The organism is Paenibacillus sp. FSL R10-2734, assembly GCF_037963865.1.
GTDB lineage: Bacteria > Bacillota > Bacilli > Paenibacillales > Paenibacillaceae > Paenibacillus_AQ.
In genome coordinates, this window is sequence record NZ_CP150170.1 from 5,808,026 (window position 1) to 5,832,627 (window position 24,602).

Genomic DNA, 24,602 nt, shown 5'->3' on the forward strand with positions numbered 1-24,602 from the left:
ATTTTAAGTATATTGAAGTTCTTTAAATCTATTCAATCAACAATCACTAGTAGGTTGTACTTGTATCAAGTACTTGGTCTGCTGTTTCTTTTTCTTTTGAAGAATCAATGCGTTTTTTCAATTCCTCATAGTATTTATCTTCGTCAATCGGCAAGTCTACCCACTCTCTCAACCAGGTTGAGAGATGCATAGCATTTGAAATACTCAATCCATTAATTCCATCTGTTCCTGGAGCTAATAGTTCTTCATCATGTAAAATATGATTAACAAAGTTTTGAGTCACTTTCATATGACCATCGTCTTTAAATGGGTCCATCGGTACATCGATTTTCCAAACTTCTGGCTCACCAAAACCGCCATCCCAAGTAGCATTAAATTCTTTCTCATCAATAACTGCTTTCCACATTTGTAGTGTATTATTTTCGATTACGATTTTCCCTTGAGAACCCATAATTTCAAGGCGATTTGTTCCAGCAACTTCTGATACTGAGGTTACAAAAACGCCAGTTGCGCCATTAGGATACTCTACAAAAGCTGTTACTTCATCTTCCACTTCAATATCACGTTGTTTCCCGAAATAAACAAAGCTATATACTCGGCTTGGCATACCACAAATCCATTGCCACAAATCAATTTGATGCGGATCTTGATTTAGTAATACACCACCACCTTCACCCTTCCAAGTTGCTCGCCAACCACCAGAATTATAATAGCTTTGCGAACGATACCAAGTTGTGATAATCCAGTTTGTTCGACGAATCTCTCCTATTGCACCATCCTGAACCAACTTTCGAACCTTTTGATAAAATGGGTTCATTCTTTGGTTATAAACTAAGCCAAAGGTTAGTTCTGGATGTTTGTTTGCAACCTCATTCATTTCACGAACTTTTTTCGTGTACACACCAGCTGGTTTTTCTATTAACACATGTTTTCCAGCTTCCATTGCTGCGATTGCCAACACGGGATGGTCATAATGAGGGGTTGCCACAATTACAGCATCAATATTAGGGTCTTGAAATACCTCTTCATCCGTACTATAAAGTTTGAATTTGTCACCATATTGTTTTTGAATATTTTCTAATTTAGCTGGATTCGTATCGCAGATTGCTACTAATTCACATCCTGACACCTTTCCATCATTTAGATAACCAATATGAAAGGATCCAATATTACCAGCACCAATAACTGCAAATTTTACTTTTTTCATCATTTCCACTCCTGTTGCATATCATCAACGATAATTTTTTTCAATGCCCCTGCTGCTACATTAAATAAACGAATATTATCATCTTCTTTAAGTCCAGAAACATTTCTATTTTCTAATTCTGCAAAGCCTTCAAACATCGTTAAATGTGGCTCCAAAGAGGCAAAACCTTTAAAGTTATTTTTCGACAAGCTGTTCAATACTGCGTCTATTTTCCCGTCACCATGACCCGCTGGAGTTACTTCGTGATCACTATATTTCGCATCTTTAATATGCATATAAACAATATGATCTTGTAGCATTTCAAAAGCCTTCGGATAAACTTCCACATCGCATTGTACAAAGTTAGCCGGATCAAATGCAGCCTTCAGCTGTGATGAATTCAACTTATTTAACAAATTAAGACATCTTTCAGGAGTATCGCCATAAATTTCTTTTTCATTTTCATGAAGTAAAGTAATGTTTGGGTAGTTTTGGGCTACTTCTAAAAATTGTTGCCAGCGTTCAATCACTTGTTCCTCGTAATCATCATAATTTTCTTTTTCATCAATGAAAAAACTAAACATACGAATAAATGGACTTTCGAAAACTTCAGCAATATTCAACACATGTTCGAAAAGCTCAAGATGTTGTTCAAATGGATCATTGATATTAATTTTCCCAATAGGAGACCCAATGCTAGATACTGAAATGCCTGCCGCATCAAATTTCCCCTTGTATTCTTTAGCTTCTTCTAAATTCAACTCACTTACATTTTTGCCATCTAATCCGCGAACTTCAATATGAGAAACACCATTTTGTGTTAAAATCCGAATTTGTTCATTAACATCTTGACTGATTTCATCAGCAAATGCTGAAATTGTAAAATTATTCACGATTATTCACCTCGAAGTTAAGTTATTATCCTTTAATTCCTCCGGCAGTAGATCCACCAATAAAATGCTTCTGAGCAGCAAAGTAGATTAAAATAGAAGGCAACAATCCAATGATTGACATCGCTATGTTTTTATTCCAGCTAAAATCTGCTGACGTCGTATCTAAAGCCATTCTAAGTGCAATTGCAACGGGATACTTATCTACTGAAGAAATATAAATTAATGGACCTTGGAAATCAGTAAATGTCCAAATGAACTGAAATAAAGCGACCGTAATTAGCGCTGGTTTGATAATCGGAACCAACACTCTCGTCATTATCCCAAAAGAGTTGCAGCCGTCTATTCTTGCTGCCTCATCTAATTCCGTAGGAATCGTTCTGAAAAATTGAATCAGCATATAAACAAAAAATGTATCGCAAGCAAATGCAGAATTCGCAATTAAGGGAATATAAGAATCTAATAGACCCGCATTTTTCCAAAAAATATACATAGGGATTCTAGTAACGATTCCTGGTAAAAAGAGTGTTGCTATCATCATTGGGAAAAGAATTTTCTTCATAGGAAAATTAAATCTTGCGAATCCATAGGCAGCCAGCGTACAAGAAATTAACGTTAACAACACTTTAGGTATTACAATTGAAAATGAGTTTAAGAAGTAGGTTGAGAATGTATACTGGCTAGAAGTCTTCCACCCTTCAACATAAGGTGTGAAATCAAAAGAGCTAGGCACAAACCAAATGGATTTAAAAATCTCTGTGTTACTTTTAAAAGATGCACCAAATAACCAAAGAATCGGATAGAGCATAAGCAATGTGCCTAAGATCAAAAGGAAATATTTGAAAAAAACACTAACTTTCTTTTTCACTCGTTCATTTCTATTCTTTTTGAAGTTTATTGCTTGTTCCATGTTATTTCCCTCCGTCAGCGTAGAATACCCATTTACTTGACGTTTTGAATAGGATCGTTGTAAAGATCATTATCATAACAAATAACACCCAAGATAACGCTCCGGAATAACCCATATCAAAATTCTTAAACGCACTTTCATAAATGTACATCGGTAATAAATAAGTACTCTTCATCGGGCCACCGCCCGTTACTAAAAACGGTCCATCAAACTCTTGGAAGGCTTGTACTAGCTGTAAAATTAAATTGAAGAAAATGATTGGTGTTAACTGTGGTAAAGTTACTGAGAAAAACTGTCTAAACTTTGATGCACCATCAATAGATGAGGCTTCATATAATTCTTGAGGTATTTCTGACAATGCATTTAGAAAAATAACCATAGCAGAACCAAATTGCCAAATCCGTAATAAGACAATGGTAAACATGGCTCCATTCGGGCTTGAAAACCACCCTATACTATCCATTCCAACCATATTTAATGCCATATTTATTAATCCATCACTTTTGAACAGGAACTGCCATAAAACAGCGATAGCTACGTTAGCCCCTAATATAGATGGAATATAATAAGCGGTTCTAAAAAAACCGATTCCCTTTAATTTGAAATTCATGATATAGGCAATAAATAATGCAAATATTAATTTTAAAGGTACGGTAAAGATTACGAACTTTATCGTGGCTTTTAACGATACCCAAAAGGTAGGATCATTTGTAAACATTCTTATATAATTATCAAAACCTATAAAAGCAGGCTCATCTAATAACGAATAGTTGGTGAAACTATAATAGAATGACATTAAAAAAGGATAGATAACAAAGAAACAGATTCCTATTAACCACGGAGTTAAATAAAACAAGCCTGTATACTTATTCCTTTTCACGGTTTTCCTCCTTGTATACACAGGACATGAAGGTGGACTTTCATATCCTGTGTATCCTTTGTTTCAATTACTTACTTTCTCACTTTTTAAAGCTTTGTTCTTGTTCTTTAAAAGCTGTATATAAAGCATTTGCAGCTTCTTTTTTATCCATTTCACCATAATCCAGTTTTGTAATTACATCTAATGTCACATCATTCAATTTTGCAGTATCCCATTTGTACATAGTAGAAAGATTGGTATCCACTTTTTTCTCACCTAATTCCAAAATTTTAGAGGTTAGTGGAGAAATTAACTGCTCTTTATCAAGTACCGCTTTTCCAGCTATACTATCTGGAATACCATTTTCAAGCTTTTGAATTTTGTTTGCTTCCTCATTATTCATTAAGAAGTTAATTAATTTTGCAGCGCTTTCTTTATGCTTGGTTGTTTTAGGTACAGAATAAACCATGGATGGCTTTGTCCAGACACCTGTTGATTTCTCATCCTTCATTGATGGATAACTAGCAACTTCTAAATCAAATCCTTGTTCTTTTAATTGATTTTGAATGGTATTCGTATTAGCTATAAACTCAAAGAAAGTTACCCACTTACCTTCCATAAGCGCCGGTGCTGGTGCTCCTTCAATGGAACCCGAGTTATCCACTTCTTTTTTGGACGGCATAATTTTCTTTTCAACCAAGTCGCGATAGAAAGTTAACAAGTTCTCAAAGTCTGATTCTTTATAGTTCATATTGCCATTATCATCAGAAATCGGCAGTCCCGTTTGCTGTGCTAATATCGAGAAAAACACGATCGGAGAAGCATATTTTGAACCGAAAAAATTAGCCATTGGATAATAATCTTCAGGCAGCTTATCTCTCATTGCAAAAACATCATCCCAAGATTGAGGTGCTTCAATTCCGTACTTATCAGTCACTGTTTTATTATAAAGTAATGGCCTATAGTTAGTTGAAAGTGGCAGCCCTAATAACTTGCCGTCAGATTCTAAAGGTGCCAGCACATCTTCAGAGAAATTAGAGATTCCAATGCTTTCACCAAGCTCCTTCAAATCCATTAATTGATTTTTATATTGATCCATCCACATGGAATCCAAACGGATCACATCAGGCGCTGTTCCTCCAGCTAATTGTGTAGTCATTTTTTCCTGATATCCACCATAGCCGCCGAACTCTGTCTTCACTTTAATGTTTGGATTTTGTTCTTCAAACTTAGTAATGGCTTCTTGAATAGCTTTATTGCGTGAATCCCCTCCCCACCAACTAATTCGAATCTCTTCTTTTCCATCTTTACTAGTTACATCACTATTTTTCCCACATCCTGATAAAAGTGATACTCCCACCAAAACTGTTCCACAAATAGTTAACATTCTTCTCAATTTCACTTCGAAGACCTCCCAATTAAAATTAACCTTATGTAAATCTGTTCTAAGTTCAAACCAAACATTATCACAATGAAAGCGCTACTTCAACGTAATAACAACGTTTCTTTCAAACTTTTACTTTATTGTCAACTATACATAAACCTTATTTACCTATCGTTTTTTATGTTTACAAAAAAGTTAACTATATCGAGTTTATTAGAGTATAAAATTGACATTGATTTCACTACCTTATATAATTTTCTCAAAATGAGGTTGTTCAACATTGAATGAAATTCTAATTTGCAAGGGGAGGTAATATGTTAATAGAGCTTGATAAAGATGGCATTTCCGTTTTGAAAGCACTTGCATCCGATACAAGAGTTTCAATCATCAAATTGTTATTAAATACACCTCTAACTGTCAGTGAGCTTGCCATAGAGCTAGGATTAAGCAAAGCTATCATTTCACGCGATATTCGATTGCTAGAAGATTCTAAGATAATTAAACTTCAAGAAAACTCAGAAATTACTGATAGTCGAAAAAAGAAGTTTATTCTTAATGTTGATCATATTGAAATCAACTTCCCCAAAAAAATACATCTTCCTTTTAAGGAAATTACTAGTGAAATAAAATTAGGTTATTATTCTAATTTCTCAGTCGTCCCTACTTGTGGACTGGCTAGCTCAACAAAAGTAATTGGAGACTTAGATGATCAACGTGCGTTCGTTTCTAATGATCGTGTAGACGCTTCGTTATTGTGGTTTGCAGATGGTTTTGTTGAATATATAATTCCAAATCATTTGAAAAGAAATAGCCAAGCCGAATTATTAGAATTATCCCTAGAATTATCTTCAGAATTTCCTGAATCCAACAATACTTGGCCAAGTGATATTTCTTTTTATATCAATGATATTTTTTTAGGAACTTGGACTGCGCCAGGTAATTTCTCAGACGTACGTGGAAAGCTGACACCAAATTGGTGGGCAAACGGTCTAAGCCAATATGGTTTGCTAAAGCATTTAAGAGTCACCAAGAAAGATACTGGAATGGATGGTCACAAAATATCCTCTGTTACACTTGCAAATTTAAATATCGAGGATTCCCCATTCATAAAATTAAAGATTGGTATTGACGAAAATTCTAAAAACAAAGGCGGACTTACGATTTTCGGACAAGATTTTGGTAATTATCCTCAAAATATTTTATTAAAGATATACTACTCTGAAGGAGAATAATGGACGCTTGATCAACAATGCGTTCGGACTCCAAAGCTCTTATTACCAACAAATGCGCTGTTCTGGGATGCTAACGGACTCCAGGGACTTTATCGGACTGAAAACACACGATATCGCCCCTGATTATGATGATTAACGTCTCTCGAGTCCGCAACTCGCCCCAAAAGCATCAAAATGCGCAAATAGCTGTACCTGAGTCCGTTACACATGAGCAAGTGGTTCGTAAGGTTACGTTCGGGTAGGCTCGTTGTATTTTGTGCAACAGAAATTTTTTGAGCTGAAAGAGCGCTTTCTATTGTACAATCTGCAATGACCACATGTAATTGAATGGACGGGCCAAGTTTATATCTCTCCCTTTTTCATGAAAATAAAACGGTCAAGTTCAAGGGCTAGTTTGCCCTGAACTTGACCGTTTTCTCTTTTAAAGACATATTGTATTCTTGCTTGACGTTTACCGATTGAGCAGACTTCCCACATACTTCAGTAGCTCATTCGCGCAAATTGGGCAGTATTGGTGTCCATCAATAAGTCTGGCGCACACCTCGTTGATCCGTTTGAGCTGACTTTCATCCGGCGTTTTGGACGAGGTGGTGATTTTGACGATATCTTTGAGATCTGTGAACAGCTTCTTCTCAATCGCTTCCCGCAGGCGGTCGTGATTGTTGTACTCGAATTTCTTCCCTTTGCGTGAATACGCGGAAATCCGGATCAGAATCTCTTCACGGAACGCTTTTTTAGCATTCTCAGAGATACCAATTTGCTCTTCAATCGAACGCATTAACCGCTCATCTGGCTCCATTTCCTCATCCGTCAGTGGATCACGGATTTTGGACCAATTGCAGAAGGCTTCAATATTATCGAGATAATTCTCAAATAATGTCTTAGCCGACTCCTCGAAGGAGTATACGAAGGCCTTTTGCACTTCGCTTTTAGCCAAAATATCGTATTCCTTACGAGCAATGGAGATGAAGTTCAAATAACGCTCCCGCTCCTCTTTTGTAATCGATGGATGCTGATCCAGACCGTCTTTAATTGCCCGCAGCACATCCAGTGCGTTCATGCACTGCAGATCACCTTTAATCAAAGCGCTGGAAATCCGGTTGATAACATATCGTGGATCAATTCCGGACATGCCCTCATCCAAATACTCCGTTTGCATTTCCTTCAGGTCTGCCTCTTTGTAGCCCTCGACCTCTTCACCATCATACATGCGGAGCTTTTTGATCAGATCCATGCCTTGTTTTTTGCTCTCTTTTAAACGGGTGAGGATCGAGAAAATAGCAGCGGCACGCAGCGCATGCGGCGCAATATGCACATGATTCATATCACTCTGGGCGATCAGCTTCGCGTAAATTTTTTCCTCTTCCGACACTCTAAGGTTATACGGGACAGGCATGACAATCATACGGGACTGAAGCGCTTCATTCTTTTTGTTCGAAATAAATGATTTATATTCCGTTTCATTGGTATGTGCAATGATCATTTCGTCAGCACTAATTAAAGCGAAGCGTCCAGCCTTAAAATTGCCTTCTTGCGTAAGTGACAGCAGGTTCCACAGAAACTTCTCATCGCATTTGAGCATTTCCTGAAATTCCATCAGCCCACGGTTAGCTTTATTCAGCTCTCCGTCAAAACGGTAAGCGCGCGGATCAGATTCCGAACCAAATTCAGTAATGGTCGAGAAATCGATACTGCCGGTCAAATCGGCGATATCTTGAGACTTCGGATCGGATGGACTGAAGGTACCAATACCTACCCGCTCTTCTTCTGACAAAATAACACGAGTCACTTTGACCTGCTCAATATCACCCGCATATTCATTTCTCAGCCGCATCTGGCAGGAAGGGCACAAGTTGCCCTCAATGCGTACACCGAGCTCCTTCTCAATCTCTGGACGTAGTTCTAGCGGAATCAAATGCAGCGGATCTTCATGCATCGGGCAGCCCTCTATTGCGTATACCGCACCCGCGTCGGTCCGCGAGTACTGTTCCAAACCACGTTTAAGCAGCGTGACTAGGGTCGATTTCCCCCCACTGACAGGTCCCATTAATAACAAAATCCGTTTTCGAACATCAAGCCGACGTGCTGCAGAATGAAAATATTCCTCGACCAACTTTTCGACTGCGCGATCAAGTCCAAAAATCTCCTGTTCAAAAAACTTATACCGCTTGCGTCCGTTTATGTCCTCTACGCCGTGTGACTTAATCATGTCATAAACGCGGGAGTGAGCCGTTTTAGCGGGAGAGGGGTCTTTTCTCAAAAGTTCTATATACTGCTTGAAGGTCCCGCTCCACGCCAAACGGTCGTTCTCAGCCCGATACGAAGCTATTCGCTCAAAAATGTCCATTGCTCGCTGCCTCCTCTTGCGCTCCTACTTGCTCTCCTATAGCGATAAAAAGTGTATTACATACCTATGCGGAAAGCGCTGAATAGTTGACCTCTTTTTTGCTGTGCTATAATAGAGAATCATAAAATCGCAGTAAAACCTTAATGGGAAAGCCGAAAAAAATGGCTACGGGAGTGACACTATGGCGGTACGACATGAAACGGAGCTGTATGCTCCTTTGAAGGTTTTTTTTGAAAAGCAAGGATACAGCATCAAAGGTGAGGTTCGAACTTGCGATTTGGTGGGTATTCGTGAAGATTTAGAGCACCCTCTAATCGTGGAGATGAAAAAATCGTTCAACCTCGCCTTGCTGCTGCAAGGGGTCGAACGACTAAAGCTTAGCCCTAACGTCTATCTCGCAGTGGAACGTGTCCGTGATAAAAAAGGCGCGGTGAACCAGCGCTGGGGTGAGCTTAGCGGGCTGTGCCGCCGTCTCGGCCTCGGACTGATCACCGTTGTCTTCTATAAGACGAAGGCACCGCTCGTCGAGGTGCTCGTCGAGCCGGACGAGACGCCGCCTACGCAGCGCAGCAACAAGCGGCGGCGCGAGCGCCTGCTCTATGAGTTCCGCGAGCGCAGCGGTGACTATAACATCGGCGGCAGCACGCGCGTCAAGCTCGTGACGGCCTACCGCGAGAAAGCGCTGCGTGTCGCGCTTTCTCTGCAGGCAGCGGAGGCGGAAGCCGCCGTCGCTGCCGAGAAGGCCGCTGCGAAGGCTTCGCTCGCAGCGGGCAAACGTGCAGCGGCGAGCACCGCTGCACAGGCTCCGGCGCTGAGCTCAGCGCCGGAGGGGCGTGCTGCCGGGGACACGGCAGCACGGGAGGCAGCGGCGGCTGGCACGCGAAGCGGTGCCCCAAGCGCTGCCTCAAGTACGCGCTCGGCCGGGATCACTCCGGCCGAGCTGCGGAAGCGTAGCGGCGTACCCACCGCCGCCGCTATGCTTCAGCACAACTACTACGGCTGGTTCCACCGTGTCAGCCGTGGGCGCTACAGCCTGACCCCAGCCGGTCAGGCCGCGCTAGTGGAGTACGCCGCTATAACTGGCGGCGCCTCCCATGACAGCAATCTTTAACAATAGCTAGCCCTACCTTAAGCGAAGCTTCTTTCAACTTAATCTTTTGCTCAGGCTTTTATCTTTTACTCGGGCTTTATACGTATATTCCATTGCAAACGCAGCAATGTCTAAACAACGCCAAAAAGCATCCCACCTACGGGATGCTTTTTGGGTATTCCAATCTTGCCACATTAGTATCTGATTTCCTACCACGTTCGTATTGCTGACACACTAAAAATTAGGGAAATCCTCCCTAAAAATCTTCACTTTACGCGCTATAAAGCGAATTTCAGGGAATTTCCCCCTGATTTTCGCCAGATTCGCCCCTAAAAAGGTTTTTTCCTTATTTTTTAGGGAGAAATTCCCTTAAAGCTCCATTTCAGAGTTCATATTGGCCAGTTTTAGGGAAGATTTCCCTAAAATGATCTCACACCATACGCTGCGTCATGCCAAATGTAAATTATATCCTAATAATCGGTTCAAGCGCGTCCTGCGTTCTTTTTTGACCATTCCAGTCTTTCCATCCGTCCATTCATCTCCACGCTATTTACTCAGTCAGCAAGATCCTTTAATCAACCACATCAGCCCACACCTAACTCCGAGCCGTAAACTCCTTAACCGCCTCGCTCATCAGATTCATGCCGAGCAGCAGCTCATCCCGACCGGGATGACTGAAGTTAAGACGGATGTGATTGCCGCCTCCATCTACGCTACATAACGGTCCTGGCAAAAAAGCCACTCCTTTACCTAGGGCACATTTAAACAGCGCCATAGCATCCATTCCCTCTGGCGGAGATACCCATAGAAACATGCCTCCTGACGGCAAGTCGTAGGAGCTCCCTTTCCAAGCTGGACGTTTTAGTAGTTCCACCATTAACTTCAGGCGGGTGTTATATTCTCGGTTCAGCTGAGCGATATGCTCACGAAGATCAAAAGCAGACACATCCAACAAATGATGCAGTAGCCGCTGATTTAATGCACTCGACTGCCAGTCCGCCATCTGCTTGGCAGCAGCCATCATCCCTATTACTTCCCGGCTACCTGCAGCCCAGCCCGTCCGCAGCGCAGGCGCAACGGTCTTGCTGAACGAACCGATATACAATACGTGTCCGCCATCACTTATATTTTCCAGCGCATACAAGGATGGATATCTTGTGGCCCAATGTTCACCATACTTCTGGAAATGTAAATCACCATAAGAATCATCTTCCACAATTAGGATGTTATACGCGATACAAAGATCCAACACCTGGCGCCGTCTCTGTAAGCTCCACAGGATGCCACTTGGATTCGTAAAGCTTGGGGTTGCGAACAGCATCTTAGGCTTATGCAGTTCAATTTGCTTCCGCAAATGATCTGGATCAAGCCCGTCCAAATCACCCTCTACGGGAATAATGATGGCCCCCTGCATCCGAAGCGTTTGCAAGAATCCTGGAGAGGTTGGATTTTCTACTAATACACGATCTCCTGGATCAATATATACCCGCGACAACAAATCAATAGCCTGCTGGCTACCCGTTGTTAGCAGAACTCCACCTTCGGTAACAGTTACCCCTTTTTCTCTGAGCCAATCCCCGGCAAGCCACTCCCGAAGTGGCCCATACCCTGCAGGATCACCATACTGAAGTGCCCCTGCATCTGCAGATATCACCGTAGAGGCTGCTTCGGCAAGAAGTGATAATGGGAACAGTTCTTCCGCTGGTAATTCTTCAGCAAGCGATATCATGGAGCTTCTCCGTGTTTGGGTGCGAATACTTAGAAGCGGTGACGATAGTAATGTGTGTGCGCGAGCAGAAAATTGGTAAAGCATGCGAAATCCCCCTTCCCTAGTACCAAGTAGAAATGGCTTAGTTATCCTCTTCCAAGGACGGTTAACCATTCAACGTGATATGTATTCTTCTATTTCAAGAATATTCCGCCTTTACAGCCATTATGTCGTATAGCTTGGATTATGCGTAGATTTGCCTGCTTTGTCTTGAGAAAAGAGCAAATTTCTCAATGGCTTGTGCTCGCGTCGAAACATCAAGCTTCACATAAATTTTGCGCAAGTAATTGTCAATCGAACGACGGCTTACTGCAATTTCGAGCGCTATTTTATCATAGGTAATCCCCTGTACGATTCGTTCCATAATAAACATCTCTGTCTGCGTCAGCTGAAGAACATCATCCAGTCCTTTAGATGTCGAAATCGGCCAAGATCCTTTTTCTATCCATTCTAGCGGCATGGAAAGAAAACCCACCCGCAAACCCAGGATCAGCTGTAAAAGCTGATGGGGAGAAGCTCCCATGGAGAAAATCCCGCTGGCTCCTAGCTCTATGAGGGGCTGAAGCAGATCCCTGCCGTCTTCATCCGTCATCACGACAAAATGAGAGTTTGGTGAGCTTTTTTTCATATCTAACAGCACACTCTCAATATTACCCTCAGGCATATGATAGTCTGCTAGCACTAGCTCGGGATTTTTTTCCCTAACGATGGAAGAGCCTTCGTTCCAAGTCGAATACATGCCTAGAACTTTAAGCTCTCCTCCCTCTTCCAAAATCAATTTTGTCCCCAGCATACTTGTAGGATGACATCCCACAATGACCACCTTCCAAACCTTCATCATTAATGCCCAGACCTCCTGCTCTATATAGTCATCCAGAAAGGAAAGCGCCGCAGCGTTTCCGGTTTAAACGCAAGCAAGGAAGTATGATGACTTGTCCGATGATCCTCTCGCTGGTTACCTTGAGTACGTCTATCAGAATTCCAATCTATAGAAATTGTATCGCAGTAGTTTAATAGGATGCAATTACTTTTTCTAGTTTTCACGATCTCTTTCATTTTTGCGAAACTAGTCAAAGTCTGATAGAATGGGGACTTGAAAAAAAGACCAACCCGAGGTGATCAAATGCAACCGCTAGCGGAAACGTCCCCGGTACACTCGCGCCGTACTGCTGTGAGAAACGGCCCTTCCGTAAAATGGTTTTTACTGTTCTGGATCGTGATGATTGGAATTGGCGTATATGCTGTATACAGCTACACGAACCATCTGAAGCAGCAGGTGCTTAGCGAAATTAGCACTCAAAGCCAACAGCAGCTTACCGTTCTGAAGACCGACTATGAGTCGAAAATTGCCGTTCTCACTGAAGAAGTTAAGGAATTACAGAATACTGTGCAAAGCTTTAACGAACTATTAACCTTTACTAAAGATAATGCTAGTGCCAAGACAGACAATAGTAACAAGCTATATACGCAATTGAGTGAAGTCAGAAAACAGTTAGAAGCCTTGAAGAAAGAAATGGATCTGATCAAATGATGACGCCAGTCAAAAGAGTGAACCGTTTCTTTATGCTTCTAACCGCACCTTTTCTTGGCTTACTGATATGTATGTCGTGGTATCGGCCATCGCTCGAGTTGGACCTTGATGTAGGCCAATTCACACCTATCTCTGGGCCTCTGAATGAATCAGCTGTCCTAAAAAAAGACCTAACCCTAGCCCATGGCACTGCATCCTACACCATAGATGCAGTTAGCGCTAGCGCCAATCTATATAAAAAAACCACTGCTGAGATGAATAAGCTGGTCGAAACAGCGAAGACCCAGGCTAGCCGCCCTGAGCTCATTTATAACCGCCGGATCTCCGCCAAGCTTGGGATACCTTCTGAGGTTCTTAGCAGTGACCGAATTCGAATCGAGCTATACCATCTGAATCCAGGCAACTATAAAGCTTATGCTTTAAAGATCAAGTTGAAGGACCCGACTGCGATGCAGATGAGTCTAGCTGAGGAGGCTACTGGTGGCGCAGAAACCACTATGCATGCTGTACAAAGTCATGGCGCTATTGCAGGTATTAATGCTGGAGGCTTTGCCGATAAAGCCGGAAAACGTTATCCCTTAAGCACGACCGTGGTTGATGGAAAGTATCTTTACGGTTTCGAGCCAACGTTCAAGGACCTCAGCTTCGTGGGTCTGAACAAATCCGGACAGTTAATCGGTGGAAAATTTTACAGCCGGGCACAACTGGATCAACTCGAGCCTGTATTCGGTGCAACCTTTGTACCCGTTCTGATTAAGAACAACGTCAAAGTTCCCATACCCGAAAAGTGGAAAACAACCCCCAATCGGGCGCCACGTACAGTTATCGGTAATTATAAGGATGATCAGCTTCTGCTCTTTGTAGCGGACGGATATAATGAGCTAGGCAGCTCTGGAGCACAGCTAGAGGAAATACAGAACAAGTTATATGACATGGGTGTGACTGATGCTTATAATCTAGACGGTGGAGGATCGTCTTCGCTCATCTTCAACGGAAGAGTGGTCAACAAACCATCCGACGGAAATCTAAGAGCTGTACCAACAAATTTCATGTTTTTTGAATGATTATAGTAAATTGTCTATGCAACATATCACATTTGCGTTTATTTTTATTGATTTGCAGGTTATAATCTTGATAACGAATACATTCGCTTTTGGAGGTGCCAGTATGTCGTTCTCATTAACCTTTTGGATCGTAACGCTCGTATTTGTGTTATTTATGGCCGGCATCCTTACCTCATCTTACAACGACGACAAAACAAAAGGCTTGTAAGCAAGGAGAAACGGGTACCGACCTTTTAGGGACGGTACCCGTTTCTTATATTTCCACTAATGCTTCAGCAGCCACTCGGCTTCTGAGGCATTTTTTATGCCATTATAAAAAAACTGCCCCATAAGTAGAGGAAATCTACGAATGAGACAGTTTCTTTATTTAGAAAACTATAGGCTGTCAGAATTCTAAATGTGTAAATATGTACTTCCTAGGCGTGCCTTGGCAATTGGGTCATTTCTGAGAGGCATGCAGAGCAAATATAACGATCTTTATATTCGCTCACACCTTCCATCGATCCACAGAAAACACATTTTGGACGGTAGCGCTCCAAGATGATATGGTCACCCTGTACCAAAATTTCAACCGGGTCGCCTTCATTCATCTGATACCTTTTACGCAGGGACTTAGGCAGAACAATTCTACCCAGCTGATCCACTTTGCGAACTACACCAGCAGGTTTCATATCTAACGTACACCTCTCCTGTTAACTAATAATTTGTAGCTACTATTTATTTCGGCTCATTCATTATATTTCGTTATCAAAATGTCGAATCCTGCTGAAAAAAAACAAAAAAATGTCTTTTTTTAAACAAGATTAGGAAAATCCAGCTGTCGAAGTGCTTCATATACAATAATAGCCGCAGAATTCGATAAATTCAGCGATCTCACAGCATCACTCATTGGCATGCGCATTTTTGTTTCTTTACCCGCTTCTAGAATTTCAGCAGAAAGCCCCTTCGTTTCCTTACCAAAGACAAAGAAATCTCCATCTTGAAAATCAAAGTCGCAATATTTTTTCTCGGCTTTCGTCGTTGCATAAAAGAAGCGTCCCTCGCTATACTTCTCAAGTACCTCAGCAAAAGAGTCGTGATATTCAATATTAACGGCATGCCAGTAATCTAGTCCCGCTCTTTTCAGTGTTGCATCGTCTGTACGGAATCCGAGTGGGCGAACCAAATGAAGATGAGTGCCTGTTGCTGCGCAAGTACGTGCAATATTACCGGTATTGGCCGGAATTTCCGGCTCAACTAGTACGATATGGAGTGCCATAGTATGGTTCCTTCCTCTCAATAGGCTTCATAGCCTGATGTTTAATTGTTGTGCATAACCATATCTTCTCCAAACAAACTGAAAACCTTCCACCCATAGGCGGAAGGTTTACGATATAGTTCATTAACCTTGAGTTTGCCGGAAATGGTTCATGAAATCGGAAAGTGCTTTTACACTTTCATAAGGAACTGCGTTGTAGATGGAAGCACGCAAGCCACCCACACTTCGATGTCCCTTTAAGCCGACAAAACCTTCCAGTTCAGCGGCTTTAACAAAGCGCTTTTCGAGTTCTTCCGATTGCATCCGGAAGGTAACGTTCATAATGGAGCGACTGCTCTTCTCAGCAACCCCACTGTAGAAGCCGTCACTTCCATCGATGTGATCGTAAAGCAGACCCGCTTTTTCAAGGTTCTTGGCTTCGATGCCAGCTAAACCACCTTGCTCCTCAATCCATTTTAATACTTCGTTAACCATGTATATTGAGAAAGATGGAGGTGTGTTGTAAAGAGAGTTATTTTTATAATGAGTACTGTAACGCATAATTGTAGGAATGTTAGAAGGTGATTCTGCAAGCAGTTCTTCTTTGGCGATAACTACAGTTACACCAGAAGGACCGAGATTCTTCTGTGCTCCAGCATAGATCATTCCGAATTGATTCACATCAATTGGACGACATAGAATATCACTAGACATATCTGCAATTAGCGGGATCGAGCCAGCATCCGGGAATTCCGCATATTGCGTTCCTTCGATGGTCTCATTGGAAGTTACATGAAGGTAAGCAGCATTATCCGCAGCCTTGATCGAGCTTAACTCAGGAATCGCTACGAATTTCTTATCTTCTGAAGAAGCAGCTACATGAGCGCCTCCAAGCATTTTAGCTTCCTTAATAGCCTTATCAGCCCAACTTCCTGTCATTACATAACTACCTACTTGGCCCTCAGAGATCAAGTTCATAGGGATCATAGCAAACTGTGTGCTTGCTCCACCTTGTAAGAACAATACCTTATAGCCTTTTGGATTGCCGAGGAGCGAAAGCAGACGTTCCTGCGCTTCATTATGCACGGATTCGTAGATTGCTCCACGGTGCGACATCTCCATGATAGACATTCCACTTTCCCGGAAATCAACAAACTCCGCTTGTGCGCGTTCCAGTACCGTCAGCGGCAATGCTGCCGGTCCGGCATTAAAATTGTATGCTCTCTTATTCAAAACTACTCCCCACCCTTTCTCTCCTATCAATATGGATATCGCTTATGATAGCAATAATATCACACACCATCAAGTATAATTATTCACATGAAAGCTCGGAATAGCGCTTATCATGTAGTGAAAAAATGATAAGTTCGGCTCCAGGACTTGCTTTCACGCGGTAAAAGACTAATGTTCACAAAAACTTCAGGTGACACCACATGGCGTTCTCCCCATAGTGCCATTCGTGCAACTGGGAAATCTCCGCTCTCGCGTACACCTGTTCCACTAGGCTTATGGACCAACTCCCAATTGAAGTCAGCTTTCAGGTCTTCTAAACCACTCAGCTTGCAGTAAAATGCTTTATCCGGCTCTTCTGACCAAGTGAGGGTATTACCAGATACCTCAAGCAAGTTGTTCGTATATTGAGATTCTGGTTCTTCTACTTTGAGCGTACTCGGGAGACGCAATTCAAAATCTGCACCTATGTTCAAACCATCAATTCCGATGAAATTGTGGACATACTCCTCGGTTTGGAATGGTTTATCTCCTTTGTTATGCATTTCATATGCAATTTTCAATTGGTCGTCCTTTATAGAAATCGTTTTGGTCAAAAGCATCGCGTATCCATTGTTTTCCATCGGCTGGACAGTATATGTAACTGAATCATCCTTAACCTCCATATCAACCGCAAAAGGGCTTAGTGAAAATTTGCTATGAAAGCTATAGCTCTGAGAATCCAGTTTTTGTAACAATCCGATTCCGGGCTTTGGAAACCACCCTCCAGTCGGCGCTTCATCATATCCAATTGCCCGGGAAATGCCAAACTCGTTGCACAGTCCAACGCCTCCAGTACCTTCGCCTTCCTTTAAGCTTTCTGGCACACAAAACGTATGTTTACCCTTTTCTAACGTAACTTGTGTGATAAACCCCGTCCAGTCAAAACGAGTCCCTTTATACTCTTCTCCAATATCAGCGATATCAACAGATAATACGCCATTTGACAGCCTACAACCCATCCTTCATACACCCTTTCAATCATTAAATAAATAAATTAGGCCCATTATATCATTTTTTTGTAGAAATATAAGGAAATTGTTTTCTAAAAAAACGCCTGCAGCCGCTATTCATAACGGTGCAGACGTTTTATTTATATCTTGTTAAGATTACGCGAGTATCACTTCAATCACGTGACGCTTCTCTGTCTGCAGAGCAAGTAGCTCTTCGCGTGGAATAATCGCACTTTCTGAGCCGCACTGCAGCGTCACCTCGCTGCCATTCAAGGTAATGGAGTGTATTTGGTACTCTCCGTAGTTAAAGCTTCCTGTGGCTTTATAGACCACTTCTAACTCACGATCTGCAAAGATTGTCTTAATAGATGCTTTACCCTCGGAATCAAACTGTTCTTTTACTAACTTAGGTTCTAGCAATAGATTGCCCAGCTTGCCCTTCACACCAAATACTTCAGTGACCATGGTTAGCAAGAGCCAGCTTGCTGAGCCTGTTAAATACGTATACATTCCTCTGCCTTGCTCGTTAATATATTCAGGAATACCTGGGTAGATGCGAGCTTTTGCAAAGTCTGTACTCAAGCTGTAAAGAGATTCGAGGACCTTATAACCTTCTTTTACATAACCACGTTTGTACAACGCATTTCCATACATGATGGTCATGTGACTGAACATGGCCCCATTTTCTTTATGGCCAAAGGCAAAGCCGAAAGCACGACCTAAATTCTGCTGAATCCCACCGAAACGGGTATTAAGTCTGTAGCCAATTTTGTCATCGAATAGATTACGATCTACAGCAGCAATAATGTGTGGAATTTGCTCTGGAGCTGCTGCATGACCCATAAGCGGGAACACTTGACCCGTAAGCGTCATACGAACACCTTCAGGAAATTCTCCCTCTACCTGTTCACCATCGTTATTATAATAACCGTTAAACCAGCCATCGCCATTCTCACTTTGTACCCACTCATTGCTGCGCAAATGGTTGAATATCCATTCCGCCTTTTGCTCCAGATCGTCAGCTGCTTTATCAATATCTATAGATACACGAACTCCGCTTACCTCATTTGGTGCGACAGCATAGTATCGATCCAGTCTCTCATGTTTGCCTGATACAGAACCGTAATCCACACGCTCGTTAAGCGTATCCAGCAGCAGCAGCATTTCCTCTGCCAATTCAACCGTTTCCTGACCTTTAGCAGTCTTAAGAGTACGCAACATCCGAGATATATCTAATAAATTGCTAGCATAGAAAGATGTAAAAGCCACACTCTCTCCGCGATCCGTACCCATATCGAGACCATCATTCCAGTCCGCGCCTTCGAGCAGGATATTATTATGTTCTCCTACATTAAAGAATGGAACAAGATTTTGCAGCAAAATATGTTCCAGAATTGTACCTTTGTAGATTTCCCCAGAAGCTGTTCTAAGATCATTGCCTGCAGAGGTATCCCAAGAAGTATCACGTTCCTTACAACGACTCATAAAAGTATCTCGGAAATAAGTCTGTTCTTGCAACAAGAAATCAAGATCACCGCTCTGATCCAAATAGAGCATCGTTGTTAAAAACGGCCATGCCCCATGATCCATCCATACACGCGGAATATTGTTGCGATCAGCGATAAATTCACCTGGCTGTTGACCGATGATAGTTGCGTTACTGCCGTCGATTCTTACTCCAGCATAATTGTTGAAGAGTAAGCTGCGAACTTCAGAAGGCTCCATTATAAGCAGCGCCAAACAGTCTTGCCAAAGATCTCGCCAGCCACGCCCACCTTTACCATAATCATGATACGGTAAGAAGGAGTTACCATAGAGCCTTCTAAGTACCGGTTGGATAGTAACCCACTTCATCCATTGGTCTGCATCCGAATCGCCTGTATGAAATTCAACCATATTCACTTTATCTGCCCAGAAGATTTTAGTTTCCTCTAGTAGTTGATCAAAAGCTTCAGATGTACCATATTTACTCATCATCGCTTCAACGTTCATTCTATCACTATCAATTGCCATAACTACGACATAAGAATGGCTTTCACCAGGAGACAAGGTAATTGGAGCAAAACAAAGGCCACCGACCGCTTCATAACCCTCTCTATCCACGCCCCCACCTTTGCCAATCTCTGGAGTAGTATTCAGAATAACTGCTTCTGGCCAGTCAAGGCTTCCACCTTCACCGATAAATTCCTCTTGAATCGGGAAGAAGCCAACAGGCTGACTACCGTCGCCTTCCGCTCCAAATACACCGTAAGTGGTATGGTTAATACGATGACCACGCTCATCAAAAGAAAGTGCAGGTTGAACCTCAACCCCATAAGCTGAAGTGTAAATCCGGTTCAGTAGGGAGGTTACATGTCTGTGATCCCGCAGATCATCTGCGGAACGGGCATACATCGGAACTACGGCTGTCGACGTTAGAGTAAGCTTCTCTGTTCCCGTGTTCGTCAATTTAACTTTCATTAGTTCTACCTTATCGTTACCACTAGGTACGAAGCTAGTAATCTCAGCTGTTACACCCATCTCTGAGTTGCTGCGAGTGACCCGATGCCATAGGAATCCAGCCTCCAATACTGCGTCATCAGCAGATGCGGTGTAGAACGCTGCATTTTGCTTAGCAGAATTTCCTGCTGCGGACCAAGCGCCCTTGCCTTCGATGTATACCCAGAAATTACGTGAAGCGCGTGAATTATGCAAATCTTCAACAGATAATGGCGGTGTCAAAAATGTATTATGACCTGTTGTCACCTGACCATGAAGCTTCGGGGTTACAGTCGACATCATCCCCCCCTCATTTACTAGAGGAAAGTATAAAAAACTACTTCGATCCGGTTGCTGAAGCCTGAACTCCCCATCATTTCCGGTGAATTCAAAGCCATGAATTTTTTTATGGTCCATTATCTTCATCCTCTCATTTACACACCTGCTTAAGCTTAAACCTCATCTGCCAATACACCTTCGCCGCTACCAAAAAACTTAACGCGCAATCCGAACACTGATGAACTCTGTCCTTGTTGTTGAAACAGTCAAACCGTTTCGTTCAAATATTTTTCTTTATTAATAGAAGAAACCTGACATCACAACTTGCTTTTCCGTGTAATCGCGAAACTTTAACACGGACAGTCCGAAATCGGTTTCGTTATTTTTATTATTACATCGTCATTTATCTTTGTAAAGCCTTTTTATCATTCATTGGCTTTGAGCGTTTTTTAACTTTCTATCTAAAAAAAACCTTCTATATCATGGATTAATCTGTTAGTCAGTTAAATTATCCATTGAATATTTACCTGTAAAATTACAAAACCATTTACGAAACAGTTTCGTAATATAAAATTATAATTCACATGGAAACAGTCTGAAATACATTTTCCCCATATTCCAAGGAGCATTTTTATAAAAAAAGAAGACTAATTGAGGCACTAATATCAAAGATATAGCGAAATTAGCTGAGGTATCTATTTCGATTTAAAGCTATCAGGCAACAATCCTGGTTTAATCCGCGAACTTGATTACATCGGTAGCTTCGCGGATTCTGATCAGCTATTACACAACACCACTATTGACTACGATCAGACAAAATAAAGATAAGATCAGCCGACTAGCTGCGTTAATGCTGCACGACCTGATTAACAAGCAGTCAGGTACACGTTTATTTAGCGTGGACCAGAGCTCATCATAAGAGAATCCTGTGGCGCTTCAGAGCCAGGTTTAGTGTAGACCACCTTTAGATAATCCTTTACTTTATAAAGTGGCGACAAGGCGTTAAGCCTTTATCTATAGAAGAAAAAAACGTGGATGTTTACTCAGAACGTCTGTTACAATCCCAGATCAACACAAAAGGTGTTCCTAAGCCATTTACATGGCTTTTGGAACACCTTTATTTGTTTAAGCTTTATATTTTTTTAGCAATCTTACAGGTCGAAGTACAGAGAATATTCATGTGGATGAACACGAATTGCAACCTCTTGTGCTTCAGAACGTTTCAGAGCGATATAGTTATCAATGAAGTCCTTAGTAAATACGTCGCCTTCAGTAAGGAACTCGTAATCAGCTTCCAAAGAATCAAGTGCTTCGCCCAGGCTACCTGGAACGCTGCGGATCTTCTCTTTGTCTGCATCGGACAATTCGTAGATGTTTTTGTCCAGAGGACCATAACCCAGTTCTTGTGGGTTGATTTTGTTCTTAATTCCGTCCAGACCAGCCATCAGCATTGCGGAGAATGCCAAGTATGGGTTAGCCGTGGAATCCGGTGTGCGGAACTCAATACGGCAGCCTTTTGGTGTCACAGCTGCTACAGGGATACGAACTGCAGCAGAACGATTTCCTTTGGAGTATACCAAGTTAACCGGTGCTTCGTAACCAGGAACCAAACGTTTAAATGAGTTGGTGCTTGGGTTAGTCAAAGCGATCAAAGCTGGTGCATGGTACAAAATACCGCCGATGTAGTGAAGAGCCATTTCGCTCAAGTTAGCATAAGCGCCTTTTTCGTAGAACAAAGGAGTGTCTCCGTCAAAGATTGATTGGTGTACGTGCATTCCGCTACCATTATCGCCGAACAGCGGTTTTGGCATGAAAGTTGCTACTTTGCCGTACTGACGTGCAGTGTTTTGTACAATATATTTATAAGTCATGAGATTATCAGCAGTTTTCTTCAAAGTATCAAAACGGAAGTTGATTTCCGCTTGGCCTGCAGTTGCTACTTCGTGGTGATGACGCTCAATCCGCAGTCCAGTTTCAGCAAGCAGACGACACATTTCACTACGAATATCTTGTTGGGAATCCACAGGAGCTACAGGTACATATCCACCTTTAACACCCACTTTAAACGCCATGTTGCCGCCCTCTTCTTTACGACCTGTATTCCAAGCCGCTTCTTCAGAGTCTACGAAGAATGAGGAGCTGTTCATACCGCTCTCGTAACGAACATCGTCAAAGATAAAGAATTCAGACTCAGGTGCGAAGAATGCCGATGTACCAACTCCGCTCTTCTGTAGGAATTCTTCTGCTTTCACAGCAATACCGCGAGGATCGCGTTCATAACGTTCGCCATCAGGAGTGTAAATGTCGCACATTACGTTAAGCGTTGGATGAGCTGTAAATGGATCAATGAACACACTGTTCGGATCAGGCATCATAACCATGTCTGATTCTTCAATACCACGGAAGCCTTTGATGGAAGAACCGTCGAATGCTACCCCATTTACAAAAGTTTCATCTTCCACTTCAGAAGCAGGCAGAGAAATATGGTGAGCACGGCCACCTAAATCTACGAATCGAAAATCTACCCACTCGATATTGTTTTCTTTAATTGTTTGCAACACTTTTTCAACCGACATGAATTTTTCCTCCCCCAAGTTCCGAACATTAAGCCCCTCACAGTATGCAAATGTTCTTGTTTTATTTTTATTTGCTGTCGTCATTATAAATCTCATACCTAACATCGTCAATGCTTATGTCAGGTATTTCTTTCAGCAATGTAAGATATTCTAACGCTTTCGTGAAATCCGTTATTTTTGCTAATACTCATACCTTCTATAACTTATCCAAAAGAAAAGAAGCCCTACTATCCCACTATACCGCGGGTTAAGAGGACTTCTACGATAGTTATATACTTAAAAATTATAGCGCCGAAACGGTTTCTGGCGAAGTTGAAAACTTACGTCCAACAATCGGAGCCAGCTTTTCCAGATCCTTAAGTAGATTATCGAACTGTTCAGGGAATAACGATTGAACACCATCACCTGTCATGGAATTGTCCGGATCTGTGTGCATTTCGATGATTAGACCATTTGCACCAGCAGCAACTGAAGCTTTAGCCATAGGTTCAACTAACTCACGACGTCCAGTGCCGTGACTTGGGTCAGAGATTACCGGAAGGTGGCTTAAGCTCTGTAGAACCGGAATAGCCGATAGATCCAGCGTATTGCGAGTGTAAGTCTCAAATGTACGAATACCACGCTCACAGAGCATTACATCCTTATTTCCGCCTGCCAAAATGTACTCGGCTGCATTGAGCAATTCATCATAGGTTGCACTGAAGCCACGTTTCAGAAGAACGGGTCTTCCACAAGTACCCAGCTTGCGCAGCAAATCAAAGTTCTGCATGTTCCGTGTACCCACTTGGAGGATATCAGCATGCTCTGCACAAATATCCACATACTCTGGTGTCATAACCTCTGTAATGGTCAACAGGCCATGACGCTTTCCTGCTTCAGCCATCATAGTCAAACCTTCTACACCTACACCTTGGAAGCTGTATGGACCTGTACGGGGCTTAAATGCGCCTCCACGCAGTACCTGAGCACCTGAAGCTTTTACTAGACGGGCAATTTCATCAATCTGCTCTGGAGACTCAACGGCACATGGCCCGCCCATAATTACCAGATTCTCTCCACCAATCTTCACACCCTTGATATCGATAATGGTATCCTCTGGATGGAAATCACGGCTAGCTAGCTTATAGGACTTGGAGATCTTCACGACGTTCTCCACACCCTTCATTTGCCGCAAATGCTCTGCAAGCTTAGGAGTGACACTTCCTACTAAACCGATAACGGTGTGATCTGCACCTTTGGAGAGATGTACCTGCAAGCCCTCTCTTTCGATAACTGCAATAATATCTTTAACCTGCTCTTCTGGAGTTTGATTGGATGTAATGACGATCATTTTAATAACTTCCTCTCTACACTAATAATTTATAATAATTTCGCTGGTCGCACTCGCGCTACGACGCGTGTGCGCTTTTAAGCTTTTAAGCTTTTATGCTTTTAATCGTTAAAGTGATTTTACTCCAAAAATCCATTGTCGTCAATCCTATTTCCTAATTTATTAGATGAGAACGCTTTTATATAAATAGAAAAGCGTGTAACCTCGATAGACGAGGAT

Annotated in this window: 20 protein-coding genes; 5 read left to right on the forward strand and 15 right to left on the reverse strand. The window is 42.1% G+C overall.

From position 1 onward, the window contains the following. Positions 1-46 precede the first annotated feature (46 nt). The 5 genes from NSS67_RS25215 to NSS67_RS25235 form a co-directional block, all read right to left on the reverse strand. Complete coding sequence (locus tag NSS67_RS25215) at positions 47-1,210, reverse strand: Gfo/Idh/MocA family oxidoreductase (protein ID WP_339316441.1); 1,164 nt, start codon at positions 1,208-1,210, stop codon at positions 47-49. Further along, positions 1,207-2,079, reverse strand: coding sequence for a TIM barrel protein (locus NSS67_RS25220; protein WP_339316443.1), 873 nt, complete (start codon positions 2,077-2,079; stop codon positions 1,207-1,209). The genes NSS67_RS25215 and NSS67_RS25220 overlap by 4 nt, the downstream gene beginning before the upstream one ends. Positions 2,080-2,104: 25 nt before the next feature. Continuing rightward, positions 2,105-2,986, reverse strand: coding sequence for a carbohydrate ABC transporter permease (locus tag NSS67_RS25225; RefSeq protein WP_339316444.1), 882 nt, complete (start codon positions 2,984-2,986; stop codon positions 2,105-2,107). Between the two features lies 1 nt (position 2,987). Next, positions 2,988-3,866 carry a sugar ABC transporter permease gene (locus NSS67_RS25230; protein WP_339316445.1) on the reverse strand — a complete coding sequence of 293 codons (879 nt, stop codon included), beginning with the start codon at positions 3,864-3,866 and terminating at the stop codon, positions 2,988-2,990. A 79-nt stretch (positions 3,867-3,945) separates the two neighbouring features. Then, a complete protein-coding gene (locus tag NSS67_RS25235; protein ID WP_339316447.1) occupies positions 3,946-5,247 on the reverse strand; it encodes an extracellular solute-binding protein in 1,302 nt (433 codons plus the stop codon). 296 nt (positions 5,248-5,543) lie between these two features. On the opposite strand from NSS67_RS25235, the gene NSS67_RS25240 reads away from it, so the two are divergent. Beyond that, positions 5,544-6,461, forward strand: a complete 918-nt coding sequence (locus NSS67_RS25240) for an ArsR family transcriptional regulator (RefSeq protein ID WP_339316448.1) — start codon at positions 5,544-5,546, stop codon at positions 6,459-6,461. Positions 6,462-6,912: 451 nt separating this feature from the next. Here NSS67_RS25240 and NSS67_RS25245 read toward each other — a convergent pair whose 3' ends face one another. Then, positions 6,913-8,808, reverse strand: a complete 1,896-nt coding sequence (locus NSS67_RS25245; RefSeq protein WP_339316450.1) for a PrkA family serine protein kinase — start codon at positions 8,806-8,808, stop codon at positions 6,913-6,915. Positions 8,809-8,989: 181 nt separating this feature from the next. Here NSS67_RS25245 and NSS67_RS25250 point away from each other — a divergent pair, with 181 nt between their 5' ends. After that, positions 8,990-9,919, forward strand: a complete 930-nt coding sequence (locus NSS67_RS25250; RefSeq protein WP_339316452.1) for a DUF2161 family putative PD-(D/E)XK-type phosphodiesterase — start codon at positions 8,990-8,992, stop codon at positions 9,917-9,919. Between the two features lie 574 nt (positions 9,920-10,493). Here NSS67_RS25250 and NSS67_RS25255 read toward each other — a convergent pair. Both NSS67_RS25255 and NSS67_RS25260 read right to left on the reverse strand, forming a co-directional pair. Continuing rightward, on the reverse strand, positions 10,494-11,711 hold the full coding sequence (locus NSS67_RS25255) for a PLP-dependent aminotransferase family protein (RefSeq protein ID WP_339316453.1): 1,218 nt from the start codon (positions 11,709-11,711) through the stop codon (positions 10,494-10,496). Positions 11,712-11,850: 139 nt separating this feature from the next. Next, positions 11,851-12,507 carry a response regulator transcription factor gene (locus NSS67_RS25260; protein ID WP_339316455.1) on the reverse strand — a complete coding sequence of 219 codons (657 nt, stop codon included), beginning with the start codon at positions 12,505-12,507 and terminating at the stop codon, positions 11,851-11,853. Positions 12,508-12,789: 282 nt separating this feature from the next. Here NSS67_RS25260 and NSS67_RS25265 point away from each other — a divergent pair, with 282 nt between their 5' ends. Then, positions 12,790-13,197 carry a hypothetical protein gene (locus NSS67_RS25265; protein ID WP_339316457.1) on the forward strand — a complete coding sequence of 136 codons (408 nt, stop codon included), beginning with the start codon at positions 12,790-12,792 and terminating at the stop codon, positions 13,195-13,197. Next, the gene (locus NSS67_RS25270; RefSeq protein ID WP_339316459.1) at positions 13,194-14,261 is read left to right on the forward strand and encodes a phosphodiester glycosidase family protein; all 1,068 of its coding nucleotides are present in this window, start codon (positions 13,194-13,196) and stop codon (positions 14,259-14,261) included. The genes NSS67_RS25265 and NSS67_RS25270 overlap by 4 nt, the downstream gene beginning before the upstream one ends. 416 nt (positions 14,262-14,677) lie before the next feature. Here NSS67_RS25270 and NSS67_RS25275 read toward each other — a convergent pair whose 3' ends face one another. The 5 genes from NSS67_RS25275 to NSS67_RS25295 form a co-directional block, all read right to left on the reverse strand. Then, positions 14,678-14,932: an AbrB/MazE/SpoVT family DNA-binding domain-containing protein gene (locus tag NSS67_RS25275; protein WP_339316461.1), complete on the reverse strand. Its 255-nt coding sequence runs from the start codon at positions 14,930-14,932 to the stop codon at positions 14,678-14,680. A gap of 122 nt (positions 14,933-15,054) precedes the next feature. Next, positions 15,055-15,519: a tRNA (uridine(34)/cytosine(34)/5-carboxymethylaminomethyluridine(34)-2'-O)-methyltransferase TrmL gene (gene trmL, locus NSS67_RS25280; RefSeq protein ID WP_339316462.1), complete on the reverse strand. Its 465-nt coding sequence runs from the start codon at positions 15,517-15,519 to the stop codon at positions 15,055-15,057. A 123-nt stretch (positions 15,520-15,642) separates the two neighbouring features. Continuing rightward, positions 15,643-16,731 carry a 3-phosphoserine/phosphohydroxythreonine transaminase gene (serC, locus tag NSS67_RS25285; protein ID WP_339316464.1) on the reverse strand — a complete coding sequence of 363 codons (1,089 nt, stop codon included), beginning with the start codon at positions 16,729-16,731 and terminating at the stop codon, positions 15,643-15,645. A gap of 110 nt (positions 16,732-16,841) precedes the next feature. Continuing rightward, positions 16,842-17,729: a hypothetical protein gene (locus tag NSS67_RS25290; RefSeq protein WP_339316465.1), complete on the reverse strand. Its 888-nt coding sequence runs from the start codon at positions 17,727-17,729 to the stop codon at positions 16,842-16,844. A 147-nt stretch (positions 17,730-17,876) separates the two neighbouring features. Further along, the gene (locus NSS67_RS25295) at positions 17,877-20,615 is read right to left on the reverse strand and encodes a cellobiose phosphorylase (RefSeq protein ID WP_339316467.1); all 2,739 of its coding nucleotides are present in this window, start codon (positions 20,613-20,615) and stop codon (positions 17,877-17,879) included. Positions 20,616-21,222: 607 nt separating this feature from the next. Here NSS67_RS25295 and NSS67_RS25300 point away from each other — a divergent pair. Further along, positions 21,223-21,396: a hypothetical protein gene (locus tag NSS67_RS25300; protein WP_339316468.1), complete on the forward strand. Its 174-nt coding sequence runs from the start codon at positions 21,223-21,225 to the stop codon at positions 21,394-21,396. Between the two features lie 232 nt (positions 21,397-21,628). Here the strand turns inward: NSS67_RS25300 and glnA are convergent, their stop codons facing one another. Together glnA and aroF are read right to left on the reverse strand one after the other, a co-directional pair. After that, a complete protein-coding gene (glnA, locus tag NSS67_RS25305) occupies positions 21,629-23,053 on the reverse strand; it encodes a type I glutamate--ammonia ligase (RefSeq protein WP_339316469.1) in 1,425 nt (474 codons plus the stop codon). 283 nt (positions 23,054-23,336) lie between these two features. Beyond that, positions 23,337-24,383 (reverse strand): 3-deoxy-7-phosphoheptulonate synthase, encoded by a 1,047-nt coding sequence (aroF, locus tag NSS67_RS25310; RefSeq protein ID WP_076119233.1) that lies wholly within the window; start codon positions 24,381-24,383, stop codon positions 23,337-23,339. Between the last annotated feature and the right edge of the window lie 219 nt (positions 24,384-24,602).